At 56.6% G+C, this 23072-nt stretch carries 24 protein-coding genes; 15 read left to right on the top strand and 9 right to left on the bottom strand.

Translation table 11 applies throughout. The features are described 5' to 3' along the window. Nucleotides 1-24: 24 nt before the first annotated feature. Entirely contained in the window at nt 25-678 is a 654-nt protein-coding gene (gene pyrE, locus ACJJIF_RS14515; protein WP_444929048.1) for an orotate phosphoribosyltransferase, read from the top strand. Between the two features lie 47 nt (nt 679-725). Next, nucleotides 726-1322, top strand: coding sequence for a hypothetical protein (locus ACJJIF_RS14510; protein WP_444929047.1), 597 nt, complete (start codon nt 726-728; stop codon nt 1320-1322). Between the two features lie 49 nt (nt 1323-1371). Here the strand turns inward: ACJJIF_RS14510 and slmA are convergent, their stop codons facing one another. The 4 genes from slmA to coaBC form a co-directional block, all read right to left on the bottom strand. Continuing rightward, complete coding sequence (slmA, locus tag ACJJIF_RS14505) at nt 1372-1980, bottom strand: nucleoid occlusion factor SlmA (RefSeq protein ID WP_108735025.1); 609 nt, start codon at nt 1978-1980, stop codon at nt 1372-1374. A 111-nt stretch (nt 1981-2091) separates the two neighbouring features. Continuing rightward, nucleotides 2092-3009: an acetylglutamate kinase gene (gene argB, locus ACJJIF_RS14500; RefSeq protein ID WP_444929046.1), complete on the bottom strand. Its 918-nt coding sequence runs from the start codon at nt 3007-3009 to the stop codon at nt 2092-2094. A 144-nt stretch (nt 3010-3153) separates the two neighbouring features. Continuing rightward, nucleotides 3154-5529: a phosphomannomutase/phosphoglucomutase gene (locus ACJJIF_RS14495; protein ID WP_444929045.1), complete on the bottom strand. Its 2376-nt coding sequence runs from the start codon at nt 5527-5529 to the stop codon at nt 3154-3156. Nucleotides 5530-5594: 65 nt separating this feature from the next. Then, a complete protein-coding gene (gene coaBC / locus ACJJIF_RS14490; RefSeq protein WP_444929044.1) occupies nt 5595-6800 on the bottom strand; it encodes a bifunctional phosphopantothenoylcysteine decarboxylase/phosphopantothenate--cysteine ligase CoaBC in 1206 nt (401 codons plus the stop codon). A 148-nt stretch (nt 6801-6948) separates the two neighbouring features. Here coaBC and radC point away from each other — a divergent pair, with 148 nt between their 5' ends. The 6 genes from radC (at nt 6949) to ACJJIF_RS14460 (ending at nt 9946) form a co-directional block, all read left to right on the top strand. Continuing rightward, complete coding sequence (gene radC, locus ACJJIF_RS14485) at nt 6949-7623, top strand: RadC family protein (protein WP_444929043.1); 675 nt, start codon at nt 6949-6951, stop codon at nt 7621-7623. A gap of 215 nt (nt 7624-7838) precedes the next feature. Next, a complete protein-coding gene (gene rpmB / locus ACJJIF_RS14480) occupies nt 7839-8075 on the top strand; it encodes a 50S ribosomal protein L28 (protein WP_020413982.1) in 237 nt (78 codons plus the stop codon). Between the two features lie 36 nt (nt 8076-8111). Further along, nucleotides 8112-8267 carry a 50S ribosomal protein L33 gene (gene rpmG / locus ACJJIF_RS14475; RefSeq protein WP_020413983.1) on the top strand — a complete coding sequence of 52 codons (156 nt, stop codon included), beginning with the start codon at nt 8112-8114 and terminating at the stop codon, nt 8265-8267. 98 nt (nt 8268-8365) lie between these two features. Further along, a complete protein-coding gene (gene mutM, locus ACJJIF_RS14470) occupies nt 8366-9181 on the top strand; it encodes a bifunctional DNA-formamidopyrimidine glycosylase/DNA-(apurinic or apyrimidinic site) lyase (RefSeq protein WP_444929042.1) in 816 nt (271 codons plus the stop codon). Nucleotides 9182-9252: 71 nt separating this feature from the next. Next, nucleotides 9253-9405, top strand: a complete 153-nt coding sequence (locus ACJJIF_RS14465) for a DUF5993 family protein (protein WP_444932358.1) — start codon at nt 9253-9255, stop codon at nt 9403-9405. 16 nt (nt 9406-9421) lie between these two features. Then, nucleotides 9422-9946, top strand: a complete 525-nt coding sequence (locus tag ACJJIF_RS14460) for a disulfide bond formation protein B (protein ID WP_444929041.1) — start codon at nt 9422-9424, stop codon at nt 9944-9946. 89 nt (nt 9947-10035) lie between these two features. On the opposite strand, the gene ggt is transcribed toward ACJJIF_RS14460, so the two are convergent. From ggt to rsmD, 3 genes are all read right to left on the bottom strand, one after another. Then, a complete protein-coding gene (ggt, locus tag ACJJIF_RS14455; RefSeq protein WP_444929040.1) occupies nt 10036-11760 on the bottom strand; it encodes a gamma-glutamyltransferase in 1725 nt (574 codons plus the stop codon). A gap of 62 nt (nt 11761-11822) precedes the next feature. After that, the gene (coaD, locus tag ACJJIF_RS14450; RefSeq protein WP_444929039.1) at nt 11823-12299 is read right to left on the bottom strand and encodes a pantetheine-phosphate adenylyltransferase; all 477 of its coding nucleotides are present in this window, start codon (nt 12297-12299) and stop codon (nt 11823-11825) included. A gap of 76 nt (nt 12300-12375) precedes the next feature. Then, the gene (rsmD, locus tag ACJJIF_RS14445; RefSeq protein ID WP_444929038.1) at nt 12376-12975 is read right to left on the bottom strand and encodes a 16S rRNA (guanine(966)-N(2))-methyltransferase RsmD; all 600 of its coding nucleotides are present in this window, start codon (nt 12973-12975) and stop codon (nt 12376-12378) included. Between the two features lie 286 nt (nt 12976-13261). Here rsmD and ftsY point away from each other — a divergent pair, with 286 nt between their 5' ends. The 6 genes from ftsY to trmB all read left to right on the top strand — a co-directional run bounded on the left by ftsY (nt 13262) and on the right by trmB (nt 18576). Beyond that, on the top strand, nt 13262-14422 hold the full coding sequence (ftsY, locus tag ACJJIF_RS14440; RefSeq protein WP_444932357.1) for a signal recognition particle-docking protein FtsY: 1161 nt from the start codon (nt 13262-13264) through the stop codon (nt 14420-14422). A gap of 36 nt (nt 14423-14458) precedes the next feature. Beyond that, nucleotides 14459-15145: a cell division ATP-binding protein FtsE gene (ftsE, locus tag ACJJIF_RS14435; RefSeq protein ID WP_444929037.1), complete on the top strand. Its 687-nt coding sequence runs from the start codon at nt 14459-14461 to the stop codon at nt 15143-15145. After that, the gene (ftsX, locus tag ACJJIF_RS14430; protein WP_444929036.1) at nt 15126-16142 is read left to right on the top strand and encodes a permease-like cell division protein FtsX; all 1017 of its coding nucleotides are present in this window, start codon (nt 15126-15128) and stop codon (nt 16140-16142) included. The genes ftsE and ftsX overlap by 20 nt, the downstream gene beginning before the upstream one ends. 222 nt (nt 16143-16364) lie before the next feature. Beyond that, nucleotides 16365-17219, top strand: a complete 855-nt coding sequence (rpoH, locus tag ACJJIF_RS14425) for an RNA polymerase sigma factor RpoH (RefSeq protein ID WP_444929035.1) — start codon at nt 16365-16367, stop codon at nt 17217-17219. Nucleotides 17220-17327: 108 nt separating this feature from the next. Then, entirely contained in the window at nt 17328-17705 is a 378-nt protein-coding gene (locus ACJJIF_RS14420; protein ID WP_444929034.1) for a DUF423 domain-containing protein, read from the top strand. A gap of 85 nt (nt 17706-17790) precedes the next feature. Further along, nucleotides 17791-18576: a tRNA (guanosine(46)-N7)-methyltransferase TrmB gene (gene trmB / locus ACJJIF_RS14415; protein WP_444929033.1), complete on the top strand. Its 786-nt coding sequence runs from the start codon at nt 17791-17793 to the stop codon at nt 18574-18576. 98 nt (nt 18577-18674) lie between these two features. Here trmB and ACJJIF_RS14410 read toward each other — a convergent pair whose 3' ends face one another. After that, a complete protein-coding gene (locus tag ACJJIF_RS14410) occupies nt 18675-19184 on the bottom strand; it encodes a hypothetical protein (protein WP_444929032.1) in 510 nt (169 codons plus the stop codon). A gap of 972 nt (nt 19185-20156) precedes the next feature. Here ACJJIF_RS14410 and ACJJIF_RS14405 point away from each other — a divergent pair. Beyond that, on the top strand, nt 20157-21056 hold the full coding sequence (locus tag ACJJIF_RS14405) for an outer membrane beta-barrel protein (protein ID WP_444929031.1): 900 nt from the start codon (nt 20157-20159) through the stop codon (nt 21054-21056). A 71-nt stretch (nt 21057-21127) separates the two neighbouring features. Here the strand turns inward: ACJJIF_RS14405 and ACJJIF_RS14400 are convergent, their stop codons facing one another. Then, nucleotides 21128-23047, bottom strand: a complete 1920-nt coding sequence (locus ACJJIF_RS14400; RefSeq protein WP_444929030.1) for an ATP-binding cassette domain-containing protein — start codon at nt 23045-23047, stop codon at nt 21128-21130. Between the last annotated feature and the right edge of the window lie 25 nt (nt 23048-23072).

Raw genomic sequence — 23072 nt, 5'->3', positions numbered from 1 at the left:
TTAGCCAATAGTTAACAATTTTCCATGCAGCAATATCAACGCGATTTTATCCAACTTGCCCTGGATCATCAGGTTTTGTGTTTCGGCGACTTCACCTTGAAGTCGGGCCGTCAAAGCCCTTATTTTTTCAATGCGGGTCGCTTTCACACCGGTGCCGCACTGGCAGCGCTGGGGCAGGCTTATGCCGAGGCGATCATCGCTTCGGGAGTGGAGTTCGATGTCATTTTTGGACCGGCCTACAAAGGTATCCCGCTGGGTGCGGTGACTGCTGTGGCTCTGGCCCAAAAGGGGATCGATAAGCCTTTCTGTTACAACCGAAAAGAAGCCAAGGATCACGGTGAAGGCGGAACCTTAGTGGGTGCGCCGCTTAATGGCAAGGTTTTGATTATCGATGATGTCATTACTGCAGGTACGGCCGTGCGCGAAGTGATGCAAATTATTGAATCTCACGGTGCAGAGGCAGCGGGAGTTGTGATCGGCCTCAACCGCCAGGAAAAGGCTAGCGAAGATTGTGAATTTTCCGCTATTCAACAGGTTGAGAGGCAGTACAATATCCCCGTGGTCGGCATCGTACAGTTAGACGATGTGATCAGCTTTCTCGAGCAGGAGTCGAAGGATAGCGAAACTCTGCAGAAAATTGTGGACTACCGACAGCGCTACGGTGTGGCAGGTCAATAAGTTTTGACCCCACTGGCCGTGGGCTGACTTATTCAGAGAGGAGAGCGATGCGAATCGCCCCTATAGCGCCGCTATTAATCAGTGCCCTTTTATTGCTGTCTGTTCAGGCATTCGGTAACACTGGCCGGGTTATGTATCGATATACCGATCACCAGGGTGTCCCGGTGATCAACGATACGATTCCGCCGGAATTTGTTCCGCAAGGCTACGAGATACTCACGCTTAGCGGCCGTGTAATCGAGGTGGTTGCACCACAGCTCAGCCCCGAAGAGTATCGGATTCAGCGCCAATTGGAGGCCCAGCGCGAAGCGGATCGCAAGCTGCTCAAACGCTATAACAGTATTGCGGATATTGAGAGTGCGCGCTCGCGCAAGCTGGCGATCGTCGAGCAGGATATGGCGATCATGCGCTCAAATATTGGCAGTCTGCGCCGTCAGATTTCTCAAGAGGAGGCCTCTGCGGCACGCACACAGCGGGGTGGTCGTGAGGTGTCCCCGGAATTGTTGCAACGGATTGCAGACTTGCAAAAAGAAATGGAAGTGTTGGAGGAGCGCCTCAGCCGGCGGGCGACTGAGGCGGGCACCATTAGCGATGATTTCGATAAGGCAGTAGCCCGTTATAGCGAGCTTACCTCTAAGACTTAGTCAGTCTCCCTGGCGGGCAGCGGCTAAGCTGTCCACCGGGAGATCACTTCTATCTGGCCGCAGCCACTGTCTCGCGGAAAAAACCAGCCGTTAATACCGGCCACTGTTCCGCCCAATATTCCGTAGGTTTACGCTTAAAACCGCTGCGTACGTACTGCACGATGCGACCCTCTGCACTGGCCAACAGTAGGTTGGCGGCACCGCCGAGGGGCAGGGTCGGGCGCAGGTGCTCGCGCAATTCGGCTTCGCGCAAGATCTGCCGGATTTGGGTTTCCAGGCGATCAAACAGCTGTAGGATACGCCCGTGCAGCCTTTCCGTCTCACCAGTGAGGGCATCGCCTGTGAGCAGGCGGGTGATGCCGGGGTTGCGCTCACAGAAGGCCAGCAGGAGCTGCAGAATTTTCTGGCAGCGATTGAGCGCCGAGGGCTCTTCCTGCAGGATCATGGCGATACGGCTGAAGATAGTCTCCTCAATGAATTCGATCAGCCCTTCAAACATCTTGGATTTACTGGGGAAGTGACGGTATAGCGCGGCTTCTGAGAAGCCGACTTCCTTGGCCAGTGCTGCTGTTGTAATTCGTGCGCCGGGACTGACTTCCAGCATATGTGCCAGGGCTTCCAGAATTTGTTGACGCCGATTGATTTTTTCGCTGCTCATTGACTGCCTTTGGTCCGCTTGGGGGGCGGAATTTAGTTTTGCTCTTGTCGCCTTATTTTGACGGCGGCGGAATCCTACCGATTCGCCGGGCTGTCTTCAATTGCCAAGGGCCTAGTGGTCCACAGTTTGCGCTTCGTGGTTGGTAATCAAAGTACCTACGCCTCGATCGGTAAATATTTCGAGCAATATGGCGTGGGGCACACGGCCATCAATAATATGAGCAGAATTTACCCCGCCCTGTACGGCCTCCAGGGCACAGGCAATTTTTGGCAGCATGCCACCGTAGATGGTGCCATCTTGAATTAAACTCTCCACTTCATGAGTGCTAAGGCCGGTGAGGACTTCGCCGCTCTTATCCTGTAGCCCCGCGACATTGGTGAGCAACATCAGTTTTTCCGCTTTCAGCTCTTCGGCAATTTTTCCGGCGACGAGATCGGCGTTAATATTGTAAGAGAGGCCGTTGCCGTCGACCCCAATAGGCGCAATCACCGGGATAAAGTCGCTGTGCACCAGCATATTGATCACATCAATATTGACCTTTTCTACCTCGCCAACCTGGCCAATATCAATAATTTCAGAGGCGTGTAAGCCGGCGCTGTCATTTTTGCGGGCCAATTTGCGCGCTTTAATCAGCAGCCCATCCTTGCCGGTTACACCAACGGCGCGACCGCCATTTTTGTTAATCAGATTGACGATTTGTTTGTTGACGGTGCCCCCTAAGACCATCTCTACAACATCCATAGTTTCGCTATCGGTGACTCTCATCCCATCGACAAAGCGGGATTCAATACTGAGTTTTTCCAGCAATTGGCCGATTTGAGGGCCGCCACCGTGCACCACCACCGGATTCATACCCACCAGCTTCATCAGGATAATGTCCCGGGCGAAACTGTTTTGTAGCTGCTCATCCACCATGGCGTTGCCACCGAACTTGACCACAATGGTTTTGCCCGTAAAGCGCTGAATATAGGGCAGCGCCTCATTGAGAACCTGGGCACTTTTCAGTGCGGCGTTTAGATCTAGGGACATGGGCAATTCCTTACACTGGGGACGAACAAGCGGGCTTGGGGTGCGGGCTTGAGTCGCCAAAGGTTTAAAACAAATGTGGTGGATGGTGCTCTTGGCAATACGGCCGCAGCCTGATGGCGACACCGGCTGTGCCGCCTTTTTATCTTAATCGAGCAGCTGCCAGTCGGGTACTGCAATTGCCGGCGCAATTTTTCTGAGCTGCCCCATCACCTCTGTGTGGATGCGCTCCAGGGCCTGCTCGTTTTCGGCCTCAAAGCGCAGGGTCAGCGCGCTAGTGGTATTGGAGGCGCGTATCAGCCCCCAGCCATCGGGGAACTCTATGCGCAGACCGTCGATAGTATTGATGTCGGCGTTGGCAAAATTTCCCTTTTCGCGCAGCTGTTGTACCAGTGAGAATTTTTCCGCCTCCTCTACCGGGAGCAGGATCTCGGGGGTGCTGTGCATTTTCGGCAGGGTGTCGAGGAGCTCATCCAGGCTCTGTTCGCGCAGCGCCATGATTTCCAGCACCCGCGCAGCTGCGTAGATGCCATCGTCGAAGCCAAACCAGCGGTCTTTAATAAATATATGCCCCGACAGTTCGCCACCCAGGATCGCGTTAGTCTCCAGCATCTTGGCTTTCATCGGGGAGTGGCCGGTTTTCCACATAATGGGGCGACCCCCATATTGGCTGATGAGTTGGGATAGACTGCGGCTGCTTTTAACATCGAAGACAATATTTTCCCCGGGATTGCGCGCGAGGATATCCCGTGCCAGCAGCATAACCAGTTGATCGGCCCAGGCGATACGACCGCTGCTTGAAATCAGAGTGATACGGTCGCCGTCGCCATCCAAGGCCACGCCCAGGTCGGCGCCGCTCGCCTGCACCTTCTCGATCAGCGCCTGGAGATTTTCCGGCCTGGAAGGGTCCGGTGCGTGGTTGGGGAAGTTGCCATCCACCTCACAAAAGATAGGCGTTACCGCACAGCCCAGCTGTTCAAACAGGCGGGGTGCCAGGTTGGAGGTGGCGCCATTGCCGGCGTCGACAACCAGGTGTGGCTGACCGGCGAGGGCGATGTTGTTGAACACTTCATCGATATATTTATCGGTGATTTCCTGCTCGCGGTTAACACCTTTACCACTTTTAAACGGCCCCTTCTTCATTAACTGGTAGAGGCCCTGTAGCTTGTCCTCCGCCAGAGCGCGACCTTTCAGTACGATTTTGAAGCCGTTGTAGTCCGCTGGATTATGGCTTGCGGTAACAATGACACCGCTGCTGGTATTTTTTCCCTTCGCACAGGCGTAATAGAGCAGCGGCGATGGAATCAGGCCGAGGTTGATCGAGTTGCAGCCACTGTCGAGGATACCTTCAAGCAGGCATTGGCTGAGCGCTTCGCTGCTATTGCGCCCATCCCGGCCAACGAGTAGCAGGTGTTCACCGGCATGCTGTGCCAGGGTGCCGAGTGCCCGACCCAGTTGGTAGGCGAAAGGTTCGTTGATTTCCCGTTCGGCGATTCCGCGAATATCGTAAGCGCGGAAAACGTGCTGGGGGTACTCCGCCTTGAGCGACAGATCGGACTTGTCGACTTTGCTTTCCGGCAAGTCTTCAGGGGGATTTTCCTTTGTTTCGCCTTCTGAACCTTCCGAATCAGAGCCTGAAATGCTCGGTGCCGAGGCCAAACTCTGTGGTAGAAAATTAGTGTCGGAAATCTGTGCGGCCCCCTCGTCCGAAGATTGCCGGTGTGGCCTGTTCAGCGCAGTACCGCTAGTTCTTTTGCCCCTCTCCCACGGCGCTCTGGCGTCGCGGGGCTGGAGTTTGAGCAGTACCAGCAGGCTTATCAGTATCCCAATACCGGCGCCGATATAGGCCCAGGAGGTGGGCAGGCTGTGCTGTTCGATAAAGCTGCTGGAGGGGCTGAAGTGCAGGCTTAGATAGCTGCCCGCAAGGCTCTCTACCGCGTTGTGGCCGCTGCCCTGGCCCGCGCGCCAAAGTGTTTGCCGATGCGCGTCGGGAAACTTCTGCATCAGCTGAATTTGCCCGCTACTGCTGCCCAGTTTTTTTAAGGTATTTTCCAGCACGGTAAAGGGCTGGGTAGCCAGTAGCTGCTCATTTTCCCGGTTGATAACACTGTGTAATTGCCAGGCATTCTCCGCACCTGTGCGCAGTATTTCCACCGGCTGCCCCGGTGTTGCACGGCCGCGTTTTAACAGGTCGACCAGGGCATAATTCAGGGATGGGCTTCGCCCTGAGCCGACGTGAACCTGCTCGGAGGAAAAAGCTTGCAGGGATACCTGCTCGGCCAGTTTAGCCGTTTTAATCAGGGTTGTTGTGGGGAGCCTGCGCGATTCCAGGGCCTGTAGGCGGGCTGAATAGTCTGCGAGGTAGGATTGCACTACCTGGGCGAGTTCAGCCGTTTTTTGCTGGGAGGCCAGTTCAATCTGCGTGTGATTATGCGGTATCACAAAGTGCTGAACGAATAGGTAGGCACAGCCCAGCCAGGCGACAAGAATTAATAGCGATGGTAAAAGTAACCTTTTTTGCATGGTACTGCCCGGTTTCTTTTTGTTGTTGGAGGCCACAGGTATCCCTATTTTGCGCGTAAAGATTGTTACACAGCCTTAGAGGCGATGAGCTCGATAAGTTGCCGGGCCAGCTCGGTCTTTAGTGCGGGAGCCAATCGGCTCTGGCCATCGGCATCTATCGCGGTGACCGCGTTGTGGTCGCTGTTAAACCCCGAATCCGGCTGACTTACATCATTGGCAATAATCATATCGAGGTTCTTGCGCTGGAGCTTGCTTTGGGCGTGGGCGAGAACCTGTTCAGTTTCAGCGGCAAAGCCCACGGTAAATGGCCGCAGCTCAGTTCGCGCGGCAATAGCGGCAACGATATCGGGGTTTTTGACCAGGGCAATGGCGGCATCATCTTGCCCGTCTTTCTTTTTGATTTTCTGTGTAGCGATTTGCGCGGGGCGGAAATCGGCAACGGCTGCGGCACTGATAAAGATATCGCACTGGTCGGCGGCACTTTGCGCGGCCTCATACATATCCTGGGCGCTGATAATATCGACACGCTTGACCTTTGGCGGTGTATCCAGAGTGACGGGGCCGGCGATCAAGGTGACTTCGGCACCGGCATTTTGCGCCGCCGCAGCGAGGGCGAAGCCCATTTTGCCGGAGCTGTGATTGCTGAGGAATCTCACTGGATCAATGGCCTCCCGGGTGGGGCCGGCAGTGATGACGACTCTGCGCCCCAGCAGTGCGCGGCTTATACCAAATAGGGCCTCGCTGTGCTCCGCCAGATTTTCCGCTTCCAACATACGGCCGGGGCCCACGTCGCCACAGGCCTGGCTGCCCGCTCCCGGGCCCCAGAATATAACGCCGCGATTTTTTAGGGTCTGTGCATTGGCGGCGGTGGCCGGGTGCCGCCACATGGCCTGGTTCATGGCCGGGGCCAGGGCCAGGGGGGCTTCACTGGCTAGGCAAAGAGTGGTCAGTAGGTCGTCCGCCATACCGGCGGCCAGCTTTGCCATTAGCTGGGCGCTGGCTGGCGCAATCAGGATAAGATCGGCCCATTTTGCCAGCTCGATATGGCCCATGGCGGCCTCTGCTGAAGGGTCTAACAAGTCTGTGTGCACCGGGTTGGCAGACAGTGCCTGAAAGGTCAGCGGCTGTATAAACTCCTGTGCCCCCGCACTCATTACCACCCGGACATCGGCACCGCGCTCTTTGAGCCGGCGAACCAGGTCGGCACTCTTATAGGCGGCAATTCCACCGCTGATACCTAAAAGTATGCGTTTGTCGGCCAGAGAGGACATAGATACAGTTTCCGATTGGGTGCGAGCCGGTAAGATTAGCATTTCTGTGTCGCTTCTTATAAGGCGGCGGCAGTGTTTCGCCGATGCAATATGGAAAAGATATTCAGTAGGGGTGCGACGGATAAGTTACTGACCAACTGGGTTGTCTATGAAAATAAAGGATTGGCCCGCAGGCGAGAGGCCTCGGGAAAAACTGTTGCAGCGAGGGGCTGAGTCCCTGTCGGATGCGGAACTTCTGGCCATTTTTCTGCGCGTGGGGCTGCCCGGCCTTTCGGCGGTGGATCTGGCCAGGGGGCTTCTCAACGACTTTGGCGGCTTGCGCCGCCTACTGGAGGCCGGGCGCGAGGACTTTTGCCGCGCCCGGGGGCTCGGCGATGCCAAGTTTGCCCAGTTGCAGGCGGCCCTGGAAATGGCCAAGCGGCACCTGGCGGAAACCCTGGAGCACGGCAGTGCCCTGTGCAGTCCCGCAGCAGTCAGGGATTACCTGGCCATCCAGCTCAGACATCGGCGCAGGGAGGTGTTCTGCTGTCTCTATCTGGACAGCCAACACCGGGTGATCGCATTTGAAGAGCTGTTTGAGGGGACACTGAATGCAGCGAATGTCTATCCGCGCGAGGTGGTACAGCAGGCGCTGCTGAAGGGGGCGGCGGCGGTTATTTTGGCGCACAACCACCCGTCTGGGGTCAGTGAGCCCAGTCAGGCGGATATCTGGATTACCGAGCGCCTGACCCAGGCGCTGGAGTTGGTGGACATCAAGGTTCTGGACCATTTGATCGTCGGCGAGGGCAAGGCGCTATCCTTTGCGGAGCGGGGTCTGATGTAAAGGCGTCGTTCTCGGCGTTGAAATGTTGTACAAAACTTGCTCCCTACGGGCTCTTTTGGTATAAAACGCCGCTCTTTGCGGCCGGGCCAGATTCTGCACAGGTTCCGCCGCCATCCAGGAACCGGATTAGAATCCCGATTTTTATGTTCCCGCACTACCTTTTCCTCTTCAGGATTGGCGCCATGCGGGCACAAGCGTTTTGAAGAGGCCAACAGATGTCCAAGGTATGTCAGGTAACCGGTAAGCGTCCGGTCACCGGAAACAATGTATCCCACGCTAAGAACCGCACCAAGCGTCGCTTTGTGCCGAACCTGCACAGCCACCGCTTCTGGGTTGAATCCGAGAAGCGTTTTGTGAAGCTGCGCGTTTCCGCGAAAGGCATGCGCGTTATCGATAAGAAAGGTATCGACGCTGTTCTGACTGAGCTGCGCGCCCGCGGCGAAAAAGTGTAACGGCTGTAGCCCAGCTAATAGATTGGAGATAGAGCAATGCGTGAGAAGATTCGTCTGAATTCCAGCGCCGGTACTGGTCACTTCTACACCACTACCAAAAACAAGCGCAACATGCCTGAGAAAATGGAGATCAAAAAGTACGATCCCGTTGTACGCAAGCATGTAATGTACAAGGAAGGCAAAATTAAGTAATTGCCGACCGCTAGTGTACAAAAAAGCCCGGTTTTTACCGGGCTTTTTTGTGCGTAGCGGAAATTGAACTGCCGCTTTACACAGGGTTATTGCAGACGATGCCAGAGCTTCCGGAAGTAGAGACCACCCTCAGAGGTCTACAGCCCCACCTGGAGGGGCATAAAATCCGCTCCGCTGAGGTGCGCCAGCATCAGCTGCGCTGGCCCGTGGAGGCAGACTTTGCCCGCCGTATTCGCAATGCCCGCATACTGAAGCTGGAGCGTCGGGCCAAGTACCTGCTGGTGCATACCGACAAAGGCTGTGCTATCTGGCACCTGGGGATGTCCGGCAGTCTGCGTATGGTTGAGGCCGCACTGGCGCCGGAAAAGCACGATCATATCGACTGGCGTCTGGATAGCGGTCTCATATTGCGCTACCGCGACCCGCGCCGCTTTGGCGCCCTGTTGTGGACGGTGGCGGACCCACTGGCCCACGACCTGCTTAGCCATCTGGGCCCCGAGCCCCTCTCGGCAGAGTTTAGCGGTGACTATTTGTTCGAGTCCTCGCGCAAGCGCAAGCAGTCGGTCAAAACCTTTATTATGGATGGCCGCATCGTTGTGGGAGTGGGGAATATTTACGCCAGTGAATCCCTATTTCTGGCGGGCATTCGCCCCGACCGGCAGGCCGGTTCTATATCTAAAGCCCGCTATCAGCGCCTGGCGGAATCCATAAAGCGGGTGCTGAGCCAGGCGATCGCCCAGGGCGGCACTACCTTGCGGGATTTTATCGGCGGCGATGGCAAGCCCGGTTATTTCGCCCAGCAGCTCAACGTCTATGGCCGTGCGGGCGAGCCCTGCCCCACTTGCGGCCGAGCGGTTCGCGATATGGTACTGGGGCAGAGAAACACCTTTTTCTGCTCCAGTTGCCAGCGTTAAACCATACTTTTTGAGTCGCTCCGGGCAATACTGATACTACCCTGTTGTCGATCAGGAGCGCTCCCGTGGTCATGATGCTGCCTTTTCTTACGATTGCCCTATCGATCTGGGCTGTTTGGAAGGGGCGCCGCCGCCCTGCCATGGGCTGGTGGCTGTCGACCCTGCTGATCTATATCGCCTGGTGTAGCTATCATATGACGCGGGAACTCCCGCTGTCTTTTTAGGGACTGAACGGTGTTGATGGTGAGAAGGTTGGACAGCCTGGCGCTGTCGGCGGTGACCATAATCCTCTGGAGCGCGCTCACTATAGAGTGGGTATTGCACCAGCAACCCTGTCCCCTCTGCCTTTTGCAGCGAGTTGCTTTTGCCATGGCTGGCGTGGGGTTGATGCTGAACCTGCGCTTCGGGGTTCGAGCCGAGCACTACGGCGTCGTGGTTCTCTCGGCGCTCGCCGGTCTGGGCGCCGCTGTCAGGCAGATACTGCTACATATTATGCCCGCCGCCCCAGGGTTTGGCAGCCCGCTATTTGGCCTGCACTTATACACCTGGTCTGCGCTGGCTTTCTTTGCTCTGTTGATCTACTGCGGTATTGCCCTGATGCTCGGCTTAAAGCGGCGAAGCTTTAGCCGCAGGGAACTCTCTTTGAGCGAAAAGTGTATTGCCCTGTTATTCTCTGTCGCAGTATTGATAAATCTGCTTGGTGCCCTTATCGAGTGCGGTTTGGGTCCCTGCACCAGCGGGTCATTTGGCTATCACTGGTTGTAGCCTTGGGGGCGGGTGATGCAGGCTTACTGTAGGGAAGAGGGGCTGATTTATAGGGGAAGCCCGGGGGGAGTCCCCCGGGTTGATTGGTGTTAACGCCCCTGGGCGCTGCCCTCGCGGCGGGTGTCGGCGCCGCCATACAATTTATTATTTTGCAGGGCAATTGCGTGAATACCACTGTTGAGGCTGCGCTCGACAATCTCGTGGCCGCGAGCCTCAAGCTTCTCGATGGTCTCGGGGCTGAAAAAGCCAGGTTCCAACTCAACTTTACTGCCAATAGCGCCAATATTTCCCGCAGCAATCGCCTCGGCAATGGGCATATTTAAGCCCAGATGGTAGAGAATTGTGCGCGCGGTGTAGTCGATAATACGAGAACCCCCGGGGGAGCCCACCAGAAGGCGCATACTGCCGTCTTTGTTGAAAACGATGGTAGGGGACATGGAGGAGCGCGGCCGTTTCCCCGGTTCAATGCGGTTGGCGACCCGCTCCCCGCTGCTGTTTTGCGGAGTAAATGAAAAATCGGTGAGCTGATTATTGAGCAGGAAGCCCTTCACCATCAGGCGCGAGCCGAAGCCTGTTTCAATACTGGTGGTCATACTGACACCATTGCCGTAGCGGTCGACAATCACTAAATGGCTGGTGTTGGGCAGCTCCGGCGATTGCGCCATCACCCGCTTGACCCCGAGTTCTGCCGGGTTGCCGGGAATTGCCGCCGTGGCGGAATCCGGGTCGATCAACTGTGCGCGACGGGCCAAGTAGTCTCTGGAAACCAGTGGCTTGCTGGGCACGCGGACAAAGTCGGCATCAGCGGAGTAGGTGTTGCGATCGGCAAAGGCCAGCTCCGAAGCCTCAATAAACAAATGGGTGAGCAGGTCGCTGCCGGGCTCCAGGCGTTGCAGAGGGAACTGCTGCAACATGCCCAGGATGCCACCGACGGTGGTGCCGCCGGACGATGGGGCATCGGCACCGCACACGCGATACTCGAGGAACTCCGAACACAGGGGCTGGCGCTCTTTGGCGCGGTAGTCAGCCATATCTGCGAGGCTGAGAAGGCCGGGGTTGGCGCTGTCGTGGCGCACGGCCTTGACGATCGCCCGGGCAATATCACCGTGATAGAAGGCATCGGCGCCGCCCTGGGCAATGGCTTCCAGGGTTTCCGCATAGGCCGGGTTCTTCAAGTTGTGACCCACCGGCAGGGGCTTGCCATCACGGTTGAAGAAATAGCGGGCAATTTCCGGGCGCGCGGCCACTTTTGGCATACGCAGCAACAGCTGGTGGAGGCGCGGCGATATGGGAAAGCCGGATTTGGCCAGCTGGATTGCCGGCTGGAATAGCTGTGCCCAGGGCAGTTTACCATCGCGCTTGTGGGCCATTTCCAGCATGCGCACAACACCGGGAACCCCTACGGAATAGCCGCCGATCACCGCCTCAATAAATGAGCGCGGCTTGTCGTCGCGGATAAAGTAGTTTTCGTCAACCTGGAACGGCGCTGTCTCGCGCCCGTCGTAGTATTTGAGCTTTTCTGCGGTGGCGTCATAGCTGAGCATAAATGCCCCGCCGCCAATGCCGGATGACTGCGGCTCTACCAGTCCCAGCACCATCTGTGCGGCAATGGCCGCGTCCACAGCGCTGCCGCCCCGGGCGAGTATCTGCTCGGCGGCCCGGCTGGCGTGGGGGTTGGCAGTGACTGCCATATAGAAGTTGGCCGTTGAGGATTTGACCGCAGTGCGACCGGTATCGAACTCCGGTTGCGGCTCATCGGCAAAGGCGAAAACAGGACTCAGAATCAGCGCAAAGGCGAAGAGAAGATGGCGCACGTAACACTCCGCAGATTGTGGATAAATCCGCTGGAGTGTATCAGAAAGAGTCCGATTCCGGCTTAACGAAATTTCTCTTGCAGGGCGCTCTGTACGGCGGTCGGAACAAACTTAGTCACATCGCCGTTGAGGGAGGCAATTTCGCGCACCAGAGAGGAGGAGATATAGGACAAGTGTTCTGCCGGTGTCAGGAACAGGCTTTCCATATTGGGTGCCAACTGGCGGTTCATATTGGCCAGCTGGAACTCGTATTCAAAGTCGGATACCGCGCGCAGGCCGCGCAGTACGCCGTAGGCATCTACCTGGCGCACCAGATCGGCGAGGAGTATATCGAATCCGATAACTTCAACATTGGGCAAGTGACCGAGAACCTGCTGGGATAGATCAACCCGCTCCTCTAGGGTGAACAGGGGGTTCTTGCGCGTGCTGGCAGCCACAGCCACGATAACGTGGTCAAACAGGCGACATGCGCGCTCCACCAAGTCCAAGTGGCCATTGGTGATGGGATCGAAGGTTCCGGGATAGACGACTTTTTTCATACGCCAGAGCTTAAATGCGGGTCGAATGGGATGCGAATGGTAAACAATTTACGGCTAAGGTCAAAACCGAATCTGCTTATTCGTTCCTAATTGGAGGCGTGGAACGGTGAAACAAGCGCATACACACCTGCCCGGCGCGCTTTTCTTTTTGTAGCTCCCAGCCGGGTAGGCCCGCGATTGCCGTGTCTCGCGGCGTTTCCACATAGACTAAAGCGTCTGGGGAGAGGTGCTCGGATAGGGCGCCCAGAGTTGCCTGCCAGAGATTGCCGGCGAAAGGGGGGTCGATAAATACCAGGTCGTATTGGTTCCCACGGTTTTCCAGGAACGCTTCCGCGCTACAGTTGTGGACCCTGGCTCTCCGGGCGTTTAACAGTTTCAATTGCTCTGTCAGGGTTCGGGCGGCGCGGCTATTCAGCTCGACAAAATCCACCGAGGCCGCGCCCCGGGACAGGGCTTCCAGGCCCAGGGCCCCGGAACCGGCAAACAGGTCCAGGCAGCGGGCATCGGGCAGGTAAAACTGTAGCCAGTTAAACAGGACCTCCCGCAATCGATCGCCGGTAGGCCTCAATCCCTCCACTGGGGCAAACTGTAATTTGCGCCCGCGCCACTGTCCGCCAATGATGCGTAACTGTGAAAGGTTTTGTGGGCTCTGCTTTTGTGATGAATTTCTGGCCAAGGTAACTCTCTACTGGGGGCTTAGCGGTGCTAAGATTAGCGTCTTTCTGCAAGCGGTACATCCGGACATACGAATGATTTTTGACTTCCTGCGCAAAAAGAAGAAGCGCAAGCCCGAACAAAGTGAGCCCCAGCAATCCCCGGCGGAGGTCACAGCTGCGCCCGAGGAGGAATCATCGGCCGAGCGCCCAGAGCCCTCAGCGGTAGAGGAAAGCCCTTCAGCGGTAGAGGAAAGCCCCTCAGCGGCAGAGGAGAAGCTCTCAGCAGTAGAGGAAAAACCCTCGGCGATAGAGACAAAGCCCTCAGCAGTAGAGGAGGAGTCTTCAGCGGATAAGGGAGAGGCTCAGGCCCCCTCTGCTGAAACCCCGCCCCCTGAGCCCGCAGGGGAAAATGCCAGCTGGGCACCGCACAGCAATGCCGCCGGTGCGGCGCCGGTCGCCGCAGAGCCCGCCCCGGTGCAGCCCCAGCCCGCGCCAAAACCCCGCGCCAAAGAGCAGCCGAAGCCGGAAGCGAAAAAGAAAGAGGGCTTCTTTGCGCGTATTCGCCGCGGTCTCAGTCGCACCAGCAACCAGTTTGTCGAGGGGATGGGCAATCTGTTCCTCGGCGCCAAGGAGATCGATGAAGATCTGCTGGAAGAACTTGAGACTCAGCTGCTGATGGCAGATGTGGGGGTTGAAGCCACCAGTGAGATCGTTGAGCGCCTGACCGAGCGCGTATCCCGGCGGGAGCTGGCCGATGGCGATGCACTTTACAAAGCGTTGCAGCAGGAACTGGCCGACTTGCTCGATAGCGTTGACGCTCCCCTGGAAATCGATATCAGCAAAAAGCCCTACGTCATTCTGGTAGTGGGCGTAAACGGTGTGGGCAAAACCACGACGATCGGCAAGTTGGCCCACCGTTTCCTCGGCGAGGGCAAGTCGGTAATGTTGGCTGCCGGTGATACATTCCGCGCTGCAGCGGTTGAACAGCTACAGGTGTGGGGGCAACGCCACGATGTCCCGGTTGTCGCACAGCATACCGGCGCCGACAGTGCATCTGTGATTTTTGATGCGGTGCAGTCTGCCCAGGCGCGCGGCGTCGATGTGGTGATTGCCGATACCGCCGGGCGCCTGCATACCAAATCCAACCTGATGGAGGAGCTGTCCAAGGTGCGCCGGGTGATGGGCAAACTGGACCCCAGTGCACCCCACGAGGTGCTGTTGGTACTGGATGCCGGCACGGGCCAAAATGCGATTAACCAGGCCTCTCAATTCCGCGAGGCAGCCGGCGTTACGGGCCTGGTACTGACCAAACTGGATGGCACCGCCAAAGGTGGGGTCATCTTTGCCCTGGCCCGCCGCTTCGGTATCCCGGTGCGCTTTATCGGCGTGGGTGAGCAGGCGGAAGATCTACAGCCGTTCCGCGCCCGCGAGTTTGTCTCCGCCCTGTTTGGCCGCGATAAGGCCTGATCATTCGTCCGGAAAATAACAAGAACCACAGAAGCCGTGATCACTTTCGATAATGTGAACAAGCGTTACGCATCGGGGCAGGACGCCCTGGTGCGAGTTAGCCTGGAAATCCCCCGTGGCGATATGGTGTTCCTTACCGGCCACTCTGGGGCGGGTAAAAGTACCTTATTGCGACTGCTAACTGCGATTGAGCGCCCCACGAAAGGCAGCATCCTCGTGGCCGGCCAGAACCTCAATCGACTGCGCAATAGCCAGGTGCCCTATTACCGCCGCAACCTGGGTATTGTCTTCCAAAATCACCAGCTGCTATTCGATCGCAGCGTTTTTGACAATATTGCCCTGCCCTTGTCTGTTGCTGGTTGCAACAAGCGCGAGGTGGGGCGCCGGGTGCGCGCGGCGCTGGATAAGGTCGGTTTACTGCACAAGGAAAACCACAACCCTATTGTGCTGTCCGGCGGTGAACAGCAGCGGGTGGGGATTGCCCGCGCGGTGGTCAACAAGCCCGCGATACTGGTGGCCGACGAGCCCACCGGCAACCTGGACCCCACACTGTCCCAGGAAATTATGCAGCTGTTCGCCGACTTTAACGCGGTGGGAGTGACCGTGTTGGTGGCGAGCCACGATTTGGAGCTGATTGCACGGATGCGCCGACGGGTATTGACCCTAGAGGCCGGCCAATTGATCTACGATGGAGTCCCGAGCCGTGAAGTACACCCAAGCTAAGGCGCAGCGCCAGGGGAATCCCGCCGCCGACAAGCGCGTGCGCAGTACCGGCGCCGTTGTCGCGCACACCGGGCTGGGGGATCGATGGAATAGCTGGCTGGGGCATCACCGGGAGATGGCGGCCGATTCGGTGAGTCGATTTTTTGCCGCCCCCATGGCCAGTGCGATGACGGCCCTGGTGATTGCCATTGCCCTGGCTCTACCGGCGGCACTGCAATTGGGATTGATAAATTTCCAGCGCGCGGTGGCCGGTTGGGATGGGCAGCCGCAAATCTCTGTGTTCTTGCACCGGGATGCCAGGCAGGCGGCGATCAATGCCCTGGCGGATAAACTGCGCAGTGACCCCGCTATCGCGGAGGTGACTTATGTCTCCCCGGAAGAGGCCCTGGCTGAGTTTGAACAGGCCTCGGGATTGGGAGATGTGCTGGTTGGCCTCAATGCCAACCCGCTGCCCTCGGTATTGCTGCTGCGGCCAAGGGATACGAAGGACGGGGATAAGTTGCAGACCCTGGTGGAAAACCTGAGAGCCCAGGCGCTGACGGATTCTGTGGTTTTGGATCTCGCCTGGGTTCAGCGTCTCGCGCAGATTACCGAGCTGGGGCAGCGCCTCTCCGCCGGTCTGGCCCTGCTGCTGGCGCTGGGGGTGGTACTGGTGGTGATCAATACCATACGACTGCATATCGAGAGCCGTCGGGAGGAGATCCTGGTGGTTAAACTGGTCGGTGCGACGAATGCCTTTGTGCGGCGACCCTTCCTCTATAGTGGTATCTGCTACGGCTTATCCGGTGGTCTGTTGGCGTGGCTGCTGCTGGTTGGGGGTGTGGCTATATTGTCTGGACCGGTCGAGAGCTTGTCGTCGAGTTATGGCAGCAGCTTCGAATTGGCGGGGCCTGGGATACGCTACTTTGTGCAATTAACCCTCGGCGCCGCCCTGCTGGGGCTCTTCGGGGCCTGGTTTGCCGTGGCCCGGCACACCCGCGAGATAGAACCTCATTGACCGGCTGGTCTAAATAAGAGGGGCAAAGTGCTCAGGCCGGGGGAACTGGAGGCGTAAAAAGCCCCTCTAATCCCGCGAAATACAACGGAATACGGCAGCGATTGGCGGGCTTTCTTATCTGCCTGCGCAAGTGCTACACTGAGTCCAGCTTGTCGCCGGATACAGTATTCGCCGACAGCGGTCGATAGGACCGGCCGACTAATAATGACAGGAGAGACCTGAATGGGAACCAGTCTACAGCCAGTGCATACACTGTCTCCGGGTGCCAACCTGGGGGCTTATATCCAGACCGTCAGCGGCTTTGAGGTGCTGACTGCGGAACAGGAAAAGCACCTGGCAGAAGACCTCTATTACCGTGAAAATCTCGATGCTGCACGCCAGCTGGTTATGTCACACCTGCGTTTTGTTGTGCATATCGCCAAATCCTATTCCGGCTACGGGCTCAATGAAGCGGACCTGATCCAGGAAGGCAATGTCGGCCTGATGAAAGCGGTCAAGCGCTTCAATCCTGAGAAAGGGGTGCGCCTGGTATCCTTTGCCGTCCACTGGATCAAGGCCGAAATCCACGAATTTATCCTGCGCAACTGGCGTATTGTTAAAATCGCCACCACTAAGGCGCAGCGCAAACTGTTCTTCAATCTGCGCGGACAGAAGAAGAAACTCGCCTGGCTCACCAATGCCGAGGCCAAGGCTGTCGCCAAAGATCTAAATGTAGATGTCACTCAGGTCCATGAGATGGAGGGCCGCCTGGCGGCGCACGACGCCGCTTTTGACGCCGGTGTCGACGACGATGACGATACCGCCTGGCAGGCGCCGGCTCACTACCTGGAAGACCGCAGTTTTGATCCGGCCGCCCAGCTTGAGCGGGACAACTGGCAGGAAACCAACCTGACCAGCCTGGCCAGTGCCATGGCTCAGCTGGATGATCGCAGCCGCGATATTATTCAGGCCCGCTGGCTCAGCGAGGAGAAATCCACACTGCACGAGCTGGCCGACAAGTACGGCGTTTCCGCCGAGCGTATTCGCCAGCTGGAAAAAAACGCTATGAAAAAAGTGCGTGCTGCTATGGAAGCCTAAATCGGCATACAGGCACACCGGTAAAAAACCGCGCAGCAGCGCGGTTTTTTTTGTCCCGCTTGTTACTGCTATGCGCACCGCAACCGGGGAAAACAATAGGGGAAGGTAATGGCAAAATTCTATCTGCTGCTGTGTGCACTGTTCGGCGCTAGCGGCGTTGCTTTGGGGGCCTTTGGCGCACACGGTCTGCGCGGCAAGGTGGCGGAGAACCTGCTAGAGGCCTATAAAACCGGAGTCCAGTACCAGATGATCCACACCCTGGCGCTATTCGCTGTGGTACTGCTGGTACAAAGCTGGGGAAATCGTTTATCACTGACCCTGAGCGGCGCTTTTTTTACTTTCGGTATTATCTTTTTCTCCGGCAGCCTCTATGCCCTGGCACTGGGGGGGCCTCGCTGGCTCGGACCGATCACCCCTGTGGGGGGAAGTCTAATGATTGCCGGCTGGATAGCGCTGTTTGTTGCCGCAGTGAATTTCTCCAAATAGTCATTTTGGCTGGGCTTGCACAGGGGCTGCCGGGCCAGACAGGAACACCAAAATACCAACCGTTTCGCATAAGAGGTCGCGAATAATGCAAGACGAATCTGCGGAAGATTTTCCCTACCGCACCGAATTTAAGAAAAAATCTATCCGCAGCTATGTGATTCGCGCCGGGCGAATGACAGAGGGGCAGCGCAAGGCTTTTGATAATTACTGGGGGCAGTACGGGCTCTCCCTTTTCGATGGGCCACTGGAGCGCCAGCAGGTCTTTGGCCGCGAAGCGCCATTGGCGCTGGAGATTGGCTTCGGTATGGGGGATTCCCTGCTGGCCATGGCTGAAGCCGAACCGGACAGGGACTTTATCGGTATTGAAGTACACCCGCCGGGGGTGGGGCGCTTGATTAACAGTGCCGGCAAGGCCGGTATTAACAACCTGCGTGTCTATATGGCCGATGCGATCGATGTTTTAAATGATTGTATTGCCGATAGCAGTTTGGATCGCTTCCAGTTGTATTTCCCTGACCCCTGGCACAAGAAGAAGCACCACAAGCGCCGGATCGTGCAGCCGGAATTTGTTCGCCTGATTTGCAGCAAGCTAAAAACCGGTGGCCTGATGCATATGGCGACAGACTGGGAAAACTATGCCGAGCATATGCTGGAAGTTTTACAGGGGGAGACCCTGCTAGAAAATACCGCCGCCGATGGCGATTATGTGCCTCGGCCGGAGTGGCGCCCGGAGACCAAATTTGAGCGTCGCGGGCAGAGATTGGGGCACGGTGTTTGGGACCTGGTATACCGCAGGCTGCCAGGTGAAGCACTGCCGCTGGCTACTCCTGAAGTGGATACGCCAACCGCTGAAGAGCGCAAAGGCGAATAATTCGCACTGCCGATTGAGATTTGCCACCGGTGCTAACATGCACCAGTGGCAAACAATAGTTCACCTCTATAGTCCGGCTCTATAGTCCACCGCTATCGTTAGAAAAACTCATTCCAATTTTTCTTGGCCGCTTCCCATCGGCGCTTGTCCTCAACCACATTCAGGTTGCGGATGGTGTTATTGTCATAAGACATCCAATCCGACAGTTCAACATTATTCTGGGTGCCGGCAAAATAACGCATACGAAAGCGGCGAATAAACTGGTTGGGAATAGCCATAAAGGCAACTTCACGTCCCTGGGTGACAGTGGAAACCTCTACGCACTGATGATTTCGTTTATCGAGCTCATAGATAAAACCGGTAGTGGCTAAATCACCATCATCGGTTCCGTGCACATAGTAATACCGCGTAGGGCAGTAGGTCTTATTGTGCCAGGCAAAGCGCGCAACAATATTTGCGTCGGTAGTGGTTGAGATGACCTGGTTAGATGCTCCGCTACCCAGGTGCGGATCAAAGCGGCCATTTTGATTCATCCAGGGAAAGAATCCCCCGGCTTGCCACAACTTCTGTGGTGGGCGGGTATCGCCACGGTACAGCAGCGTGGTCACTGAATGTAAGTTAAAACCACTGCGGCTGAATCGGTAATTAAGGAGCCTCTGAACAACTCCGTGATGCCTCTGGCTTACAGAGCGGTTCGCAATCAAGGCGCGGCTTCGCGGGAATGTCTAGACCTTTCAAGAAGTCGCAACGCGGAGTGTGAATCGCTCTGCAAGCCCCGAAGGGCGGGCCTTGAAGGCCACAGCTGCTGCGTTGCAGCTCTTGCAAAGGACTAGGGGCCATTCGCGGCGAGCTGCGCCTAACATCTGTAGCCTTCAAGACCCGCAGAGGTATTACGGAGTTGTTCAGAGGCTCCTTAAATAGTGAGAAAGGGACATCCGTATGGGATTCAATATTGGATATTGCCCTTCGCTCAGAGCCGAAAGCCTCACTGGCCTGGCGGTACCAGCAGTAAGCTCCTCCCAATAAAGCTAAAATTGCATCTTTTCGACGTGCAATTCCATCGCTATCAATTAGTTTGGTAGGCGTGGAAGGATCAAATCCTGTAAGCCAGATATAAAGATTTTCTACTAATACTTTGGCGACGCGGGTAATCCTTCCATAATCGTTTGTGTGGATTTGTGCCGCTTGGCTGACCAATTGATCGATTCTGGTTAGGCCATCATCACTGCGCTTGTGATACCACTTACTCTTGCTATTAGAATTATTTTGAAAATCTAGTGCATACTCACGGATGCTTCTGGGGACATAGCAAGTCGTTTGTATATTTTGAGGTTGAACCAAGTTCCTCACATAGCTATCAATACTCGGGGACAGCACGGGTTATCTCTCCTGTCTTTATTGCTGTTTTTCGCCACTAGCAGGCTATGCTTCTAGTGGTGTTTTGATCTTCGGATTTTATTTTGAATAAGCGCGGGATTCAGGAAGAATCACGAAAACATAATTTAATTATTTTTATTAATAGATGTTGATGTTAATAATAATTTAGGGGGGTGATCAAGAAAGGAATCTCGGTGTTTCTAATGAGAAGGCGTGACGCTCTGCTCTCAACTCTCTATAGCCTGTCATTTATCTTACTCTTTACCGTTGCTGAAGCCCGTGCTGATTTTGTTGGAACTTTAAACCTCTATGTTAATGGCGGTAAGCACTGGTTTGATAGTGACCGTTTAAACGGCACCCCGTTTCGCGGTTTCGAAATGCGGGACTCCTCAGGCGTCGGTGTGGGGTTTGGCTATAACCTGACGAATCACTGGGCGATGGAAGGCGCCGTCGATTATTTTGTAGTGAATATTACTGACACCCCGGAAAAGGTGGATGTGTATAACTACCACCTGGATTTGCTTTATCAATTTGGCGGACAGTTTTGCGGCAATTTTTGTTGGCAGCCCTATGTGGCACTGGGCCTGGGTGAAATACGCATCAATTACGACCGGCGCCACCGCTACACCGGTGGCCCAGAGTACGACACATATCCCTATCCCGGCGATTGCCGTAAGAAATTCTATATTCCCGAGAACCGCCTCAATGGCGCTCCGCACCCGCCGCCCCCCCATCACTGCGATTGGTACGACAGGCAAACCATGGTGAATTTTGGCGGCGGGATTAAATACCACCTGGGGCCCCGCTGGCAGGCCCGAGCGGATATCCGACTTTTTCAGGGGGTTGAAGAGGGCGGGGTGGACGGCTTTGCCAGTTTGGCGGTTGGCTACCAGTGGCTCGAATATCCAGATTTTTGGTATGACCAGGATGCCGATGGAGTTACCGATGCCACTGATCAATGCCCGCAAACACCGGTGGGAATCGATGTGCAATTGAATGGTTGCCCAATGGATATGGACTTCGATGGTGTTCCCAGTTACCTGGATCAATGCCCGAATACACCGATTGGGATTGCGGTGGATGAGTACGGCTGTATTCGCTAGAGGTTAAATAAAGCGCGGGGCAGATAAATTCCGTTGCCCCGCGCGTATCTGGCGGCTAGTACCAGGCAAAATTACTCGCCGCGAATCTCCTCCAGTTTTTCAGAGATCTCCAGCCACTCCATTTCCAGCGCTTCCATCAGTTCCCGCTGCTCCGACTGCTCCCGGTTGAGCCGCGCGATCTCCTCCTGTTGACCGCCGCTATACAGGGATTCATCGGCAAGCTGTTCCTGTAGTGCTTCCAGGGCCTGTTCGGCAGCGGACATCTGCCGCTCGATATTCTTGAGCTTGTTGGTCAGAGGTTTTAACTGCTCGCGCAATGCCGCAGCTGCGCGCCTTTGCGCCTTCTTGTCCTCCGGCGTTTTTTCGTCGCCGCTGGCGGCACTGGGCGCTTTCTCCTCGCTGCGTTTCTTGTCGCGGTTAAAACCGAGCAGCCACTGCTTGTAGTCATCCAGGTCGCCGCTGTAGGGCTCGGCGCGGCCATCGGCCACCAGAATAAACTCATCGGCAGTGTTGGCCAGCAGGTGGCGATCGTGGGAAACCAAGATGACGGCACCGGGAAACTCTGCCAGGGCCAGGGTGAGGGCGTGGCGCATTTCCAAATCCAGGTGGTTGGTCGGTTCGTCGAGCAGCAACAGGTTGGGTTTTTGCCAGGCCAACAGCGCCAGGGCCAGGCGGGCCTTTTCACCGCCGGAGAAGCCACCGACCGTTTCAAAAACCCGATCGCCGAGAAAGCCGTAGCCGCCGAGAAAATCCCGCAGTGATTGCTCCGAGGCATCGGGACTCAGTCTTTGCAAGTGCAGCAATGGCGAGCCGTTACTGTCCAGTGCCTCCAGCTGGTGCTGGGCGAAATAGCCGATGGCCAGATGCTCGCCGCATTGGCGCTCACCGCTGAGGGGGGCCAGTGTACCGGCCAGGGTTTTGATCAGGGAGGATTTGCCGGCCCCGTTGGGGCCGAGCAAGCCGATACGGCGGCCCGGCTGAATGCCCAGCTGGACATTCTTCACGACCACCTTGTCGGCGTAGCCGATATCCGCCTCGCGCAGGTCGATTAGCGGGTTGGAGGTTTTCTCCGAGGATGGCAGGGTAAAGTGAAACGGCGAGTCCACGTGGGCCGGTGCGATAAGCGCCATTCGGTCCAGGGCTTTCAGGCGGCTCTGCGCCTGTTTGGCCTTGCTCGCCTTGGCGCGAAAGCGCCGCACAAAATCTTCCATATGTGCGCGCTCGGCCTGCTGTTTTTCAAACTGTATTTGCTGCTGGGCCAGGCGCTCGGCGCGGGCGCGTTCGAAGGCGCTGTAGTTGCCGCTGTACAAGACCAGTTTTTGCTGTTCAAAGCTGACAATACCGTCGACCACCGCATCGAGAAAGTCGCGGTCGTGGGAAATAATCAGCAGGGTCCCGGGGAAGCGCTGCAGCCACTGTTCCAGCCACAGGGTGGCATCCAGGTCCAAGTGGTTGGTGGGCTCGTCCAACAGCATAAGATCTGCGGGGCACATCAGGGCGCGGCCCAGGTTGAGGCGAATACGCCAGCCGCCGGAGAAGCTGCGCACAGGCCGCTGCTGTTCTGCATGGGAAAAGCCCAGCCCATCGAGAAGTTGCGCGGCGCGCGCCGGGCCACTGTAGCCATCGATACTGGCCATGCGCTCGTGCAGCTCTGCCAGTTTGTGGCCGTCGGTATCACCGCAGGCCTCGGCCTGTGCCAGCTGTTTTTGCAACAGGCGCAGCTCTTGATCGCCGTCCAATACGTAGTCCAGGGCCGACTGCTCGCTGGCCTCGACTTCCTGGGCCATATGGGAGATACGCCAGGTACTGGGCAGATCCACCCGCCCAGCATCGCTCTCCAGTTGACCCAGCAACAGCTTGAACAGCGTTGACTTACCACAGCCGTTAGCGCCGATAATTCCCACTTTGTGGCCGGGGAAAATTCTGCAATCTGCGCTGTCCAGTAAGTCGCGCTCACCTCGGTGCAGGGAAACCCCTTGTAAATTGATCACTGGAAAAACCTCATATGAACAGGCC

The organism is Microbulbifer regidiadema (SeqCode) (genome assembly GCF_052467605.1).
This window is presented reverse-complemented; position numbering and strand designations above follow the sequence as displayed.

What these genes read in the sequence shown, in the direction of transcription:
- pyrE (WP_444929048.1), top strand. Translation starts at nt 25, where the DNA reads ATGCAGCAATATCAACGCGATTTTATCCAACTTGCCCTGGATCATCAG.
- ACJJIF_RS14510 (WP_444929047.1), top strand. Translation starts at nt 726, where the DNA reads ATGCGAATCGCCCCTATAGCGCCGCTATTAATCAGTGCCCTTTTATTG.
- slmA (WP_108735025.1), bottom strand. Translation starts at nt 1,980, where the DNA reads ATGAGCAGCGAAAAAATCAATCGGCGTCAACAAATTCTGGAAGCCCTG.
- argB (WP_444929046.1), bottom strand. Translation starts at nt 3,009, where the DNA reads ATGTCCCTAGATCTAAACGCCGCACTGAAAAGTGCCCAGGTTCTCAAT.
- ACJJIF_RS14495 (WP_444929045.1), bottom strand. Translation starts at nt 5,529, where the DNA reads ATGCAAAAAAGGTTACTTTTACCATCGCTATTAATTCTTGTCGCCTGG.
- coaBC (WP_444929044.1), bottom strand. Translation starts at nt 6,800, where the DNA reads ATGTCCTCTCTGGCCGACAAACGCATACTTTTAGGTATCAGCGGTGGA.
- radC (WP_444929043.1), top strand. Translation starts at nt 6,949, where the DNA reads ATGAAAATAAAGGATTGGCCCGCAGGCGAGAGGCCTCGGGAAAAACTG.
- rpmB (WP_020413982.1), top strand. Translation starts at nt 7,839, where the DNA reads ATGTCCAAGGTATGTCAGGTAACCGGTAAGCGTCCGGTCACCGGAAAC.
- rpmG (WP_020413983.1), top strand. Translation starts at nt 8,112, where the DNA reads ATGCGTGAGAAGATTCGTCTGAATTCCAGCGCCGGTACTGGTCACTTC.
- mutM (WP_444929042.1), top strand. Translation starts at nt 8,366, where the DNA reads ATGCCAGAGCTTCCGGAAGTAGAGACCACCCTCAGAGGTCTACAGCCC.
- ACJJIF_RS14465 (WP_444932358.1), top strand. Translation starts at nt 9,253, where the DNA reads ATGATGCTGCCTTTTCTTACGATTGCCCTATCGATCTGGGCTGTTTGG.
- ACJJIF_RS14460 (WP_444929041.1), top strand. Translation starts at nt 9,422, where the DNA reads ATGGTGAGAAGGTTGGACAGCCTGGCGCTGTCGGCGGTGACCATAATC.
- coaD (WP_444929039.1), bottom strand. Translation starts at nt 12,299, where the DNA reads ATGAAAAAAGTCGTCTATCCCGGAACCTTCGATCCCATCACCAATGGC.
- rpoH (WP_444929035.1), top strand. Translation starts at nt 16,365, where the DNA reads ATGGGAACCAGTCTACAGCCAGTGCATACACTGTCTCCGGGTGCCAAC.
- ACJJIF_RS14420 (WP_444929034.1), top strand. Translation starts at nt 17,328, where the DNA reads ATGGCAAAATTCTATCTGCTGCTGTGTGCACTGTTCGGCGCTAGCGGC.
- trmB (WP_444929033.1), top strand. Translation starts at nt 17,791, where the DNA reads ATGCAAGACGAATCTGCGGAAGATTTTCCCTACCGCACCGAATTTAAG.
- ACJJIF_RS14405 (WP_444929031.1), top strand. Translation starts at nt 20,157, where the DNA reads ATGAGAAGGCGTGACGCTCTGCTCTCAACTCTCTATAGCCTGTCATTT.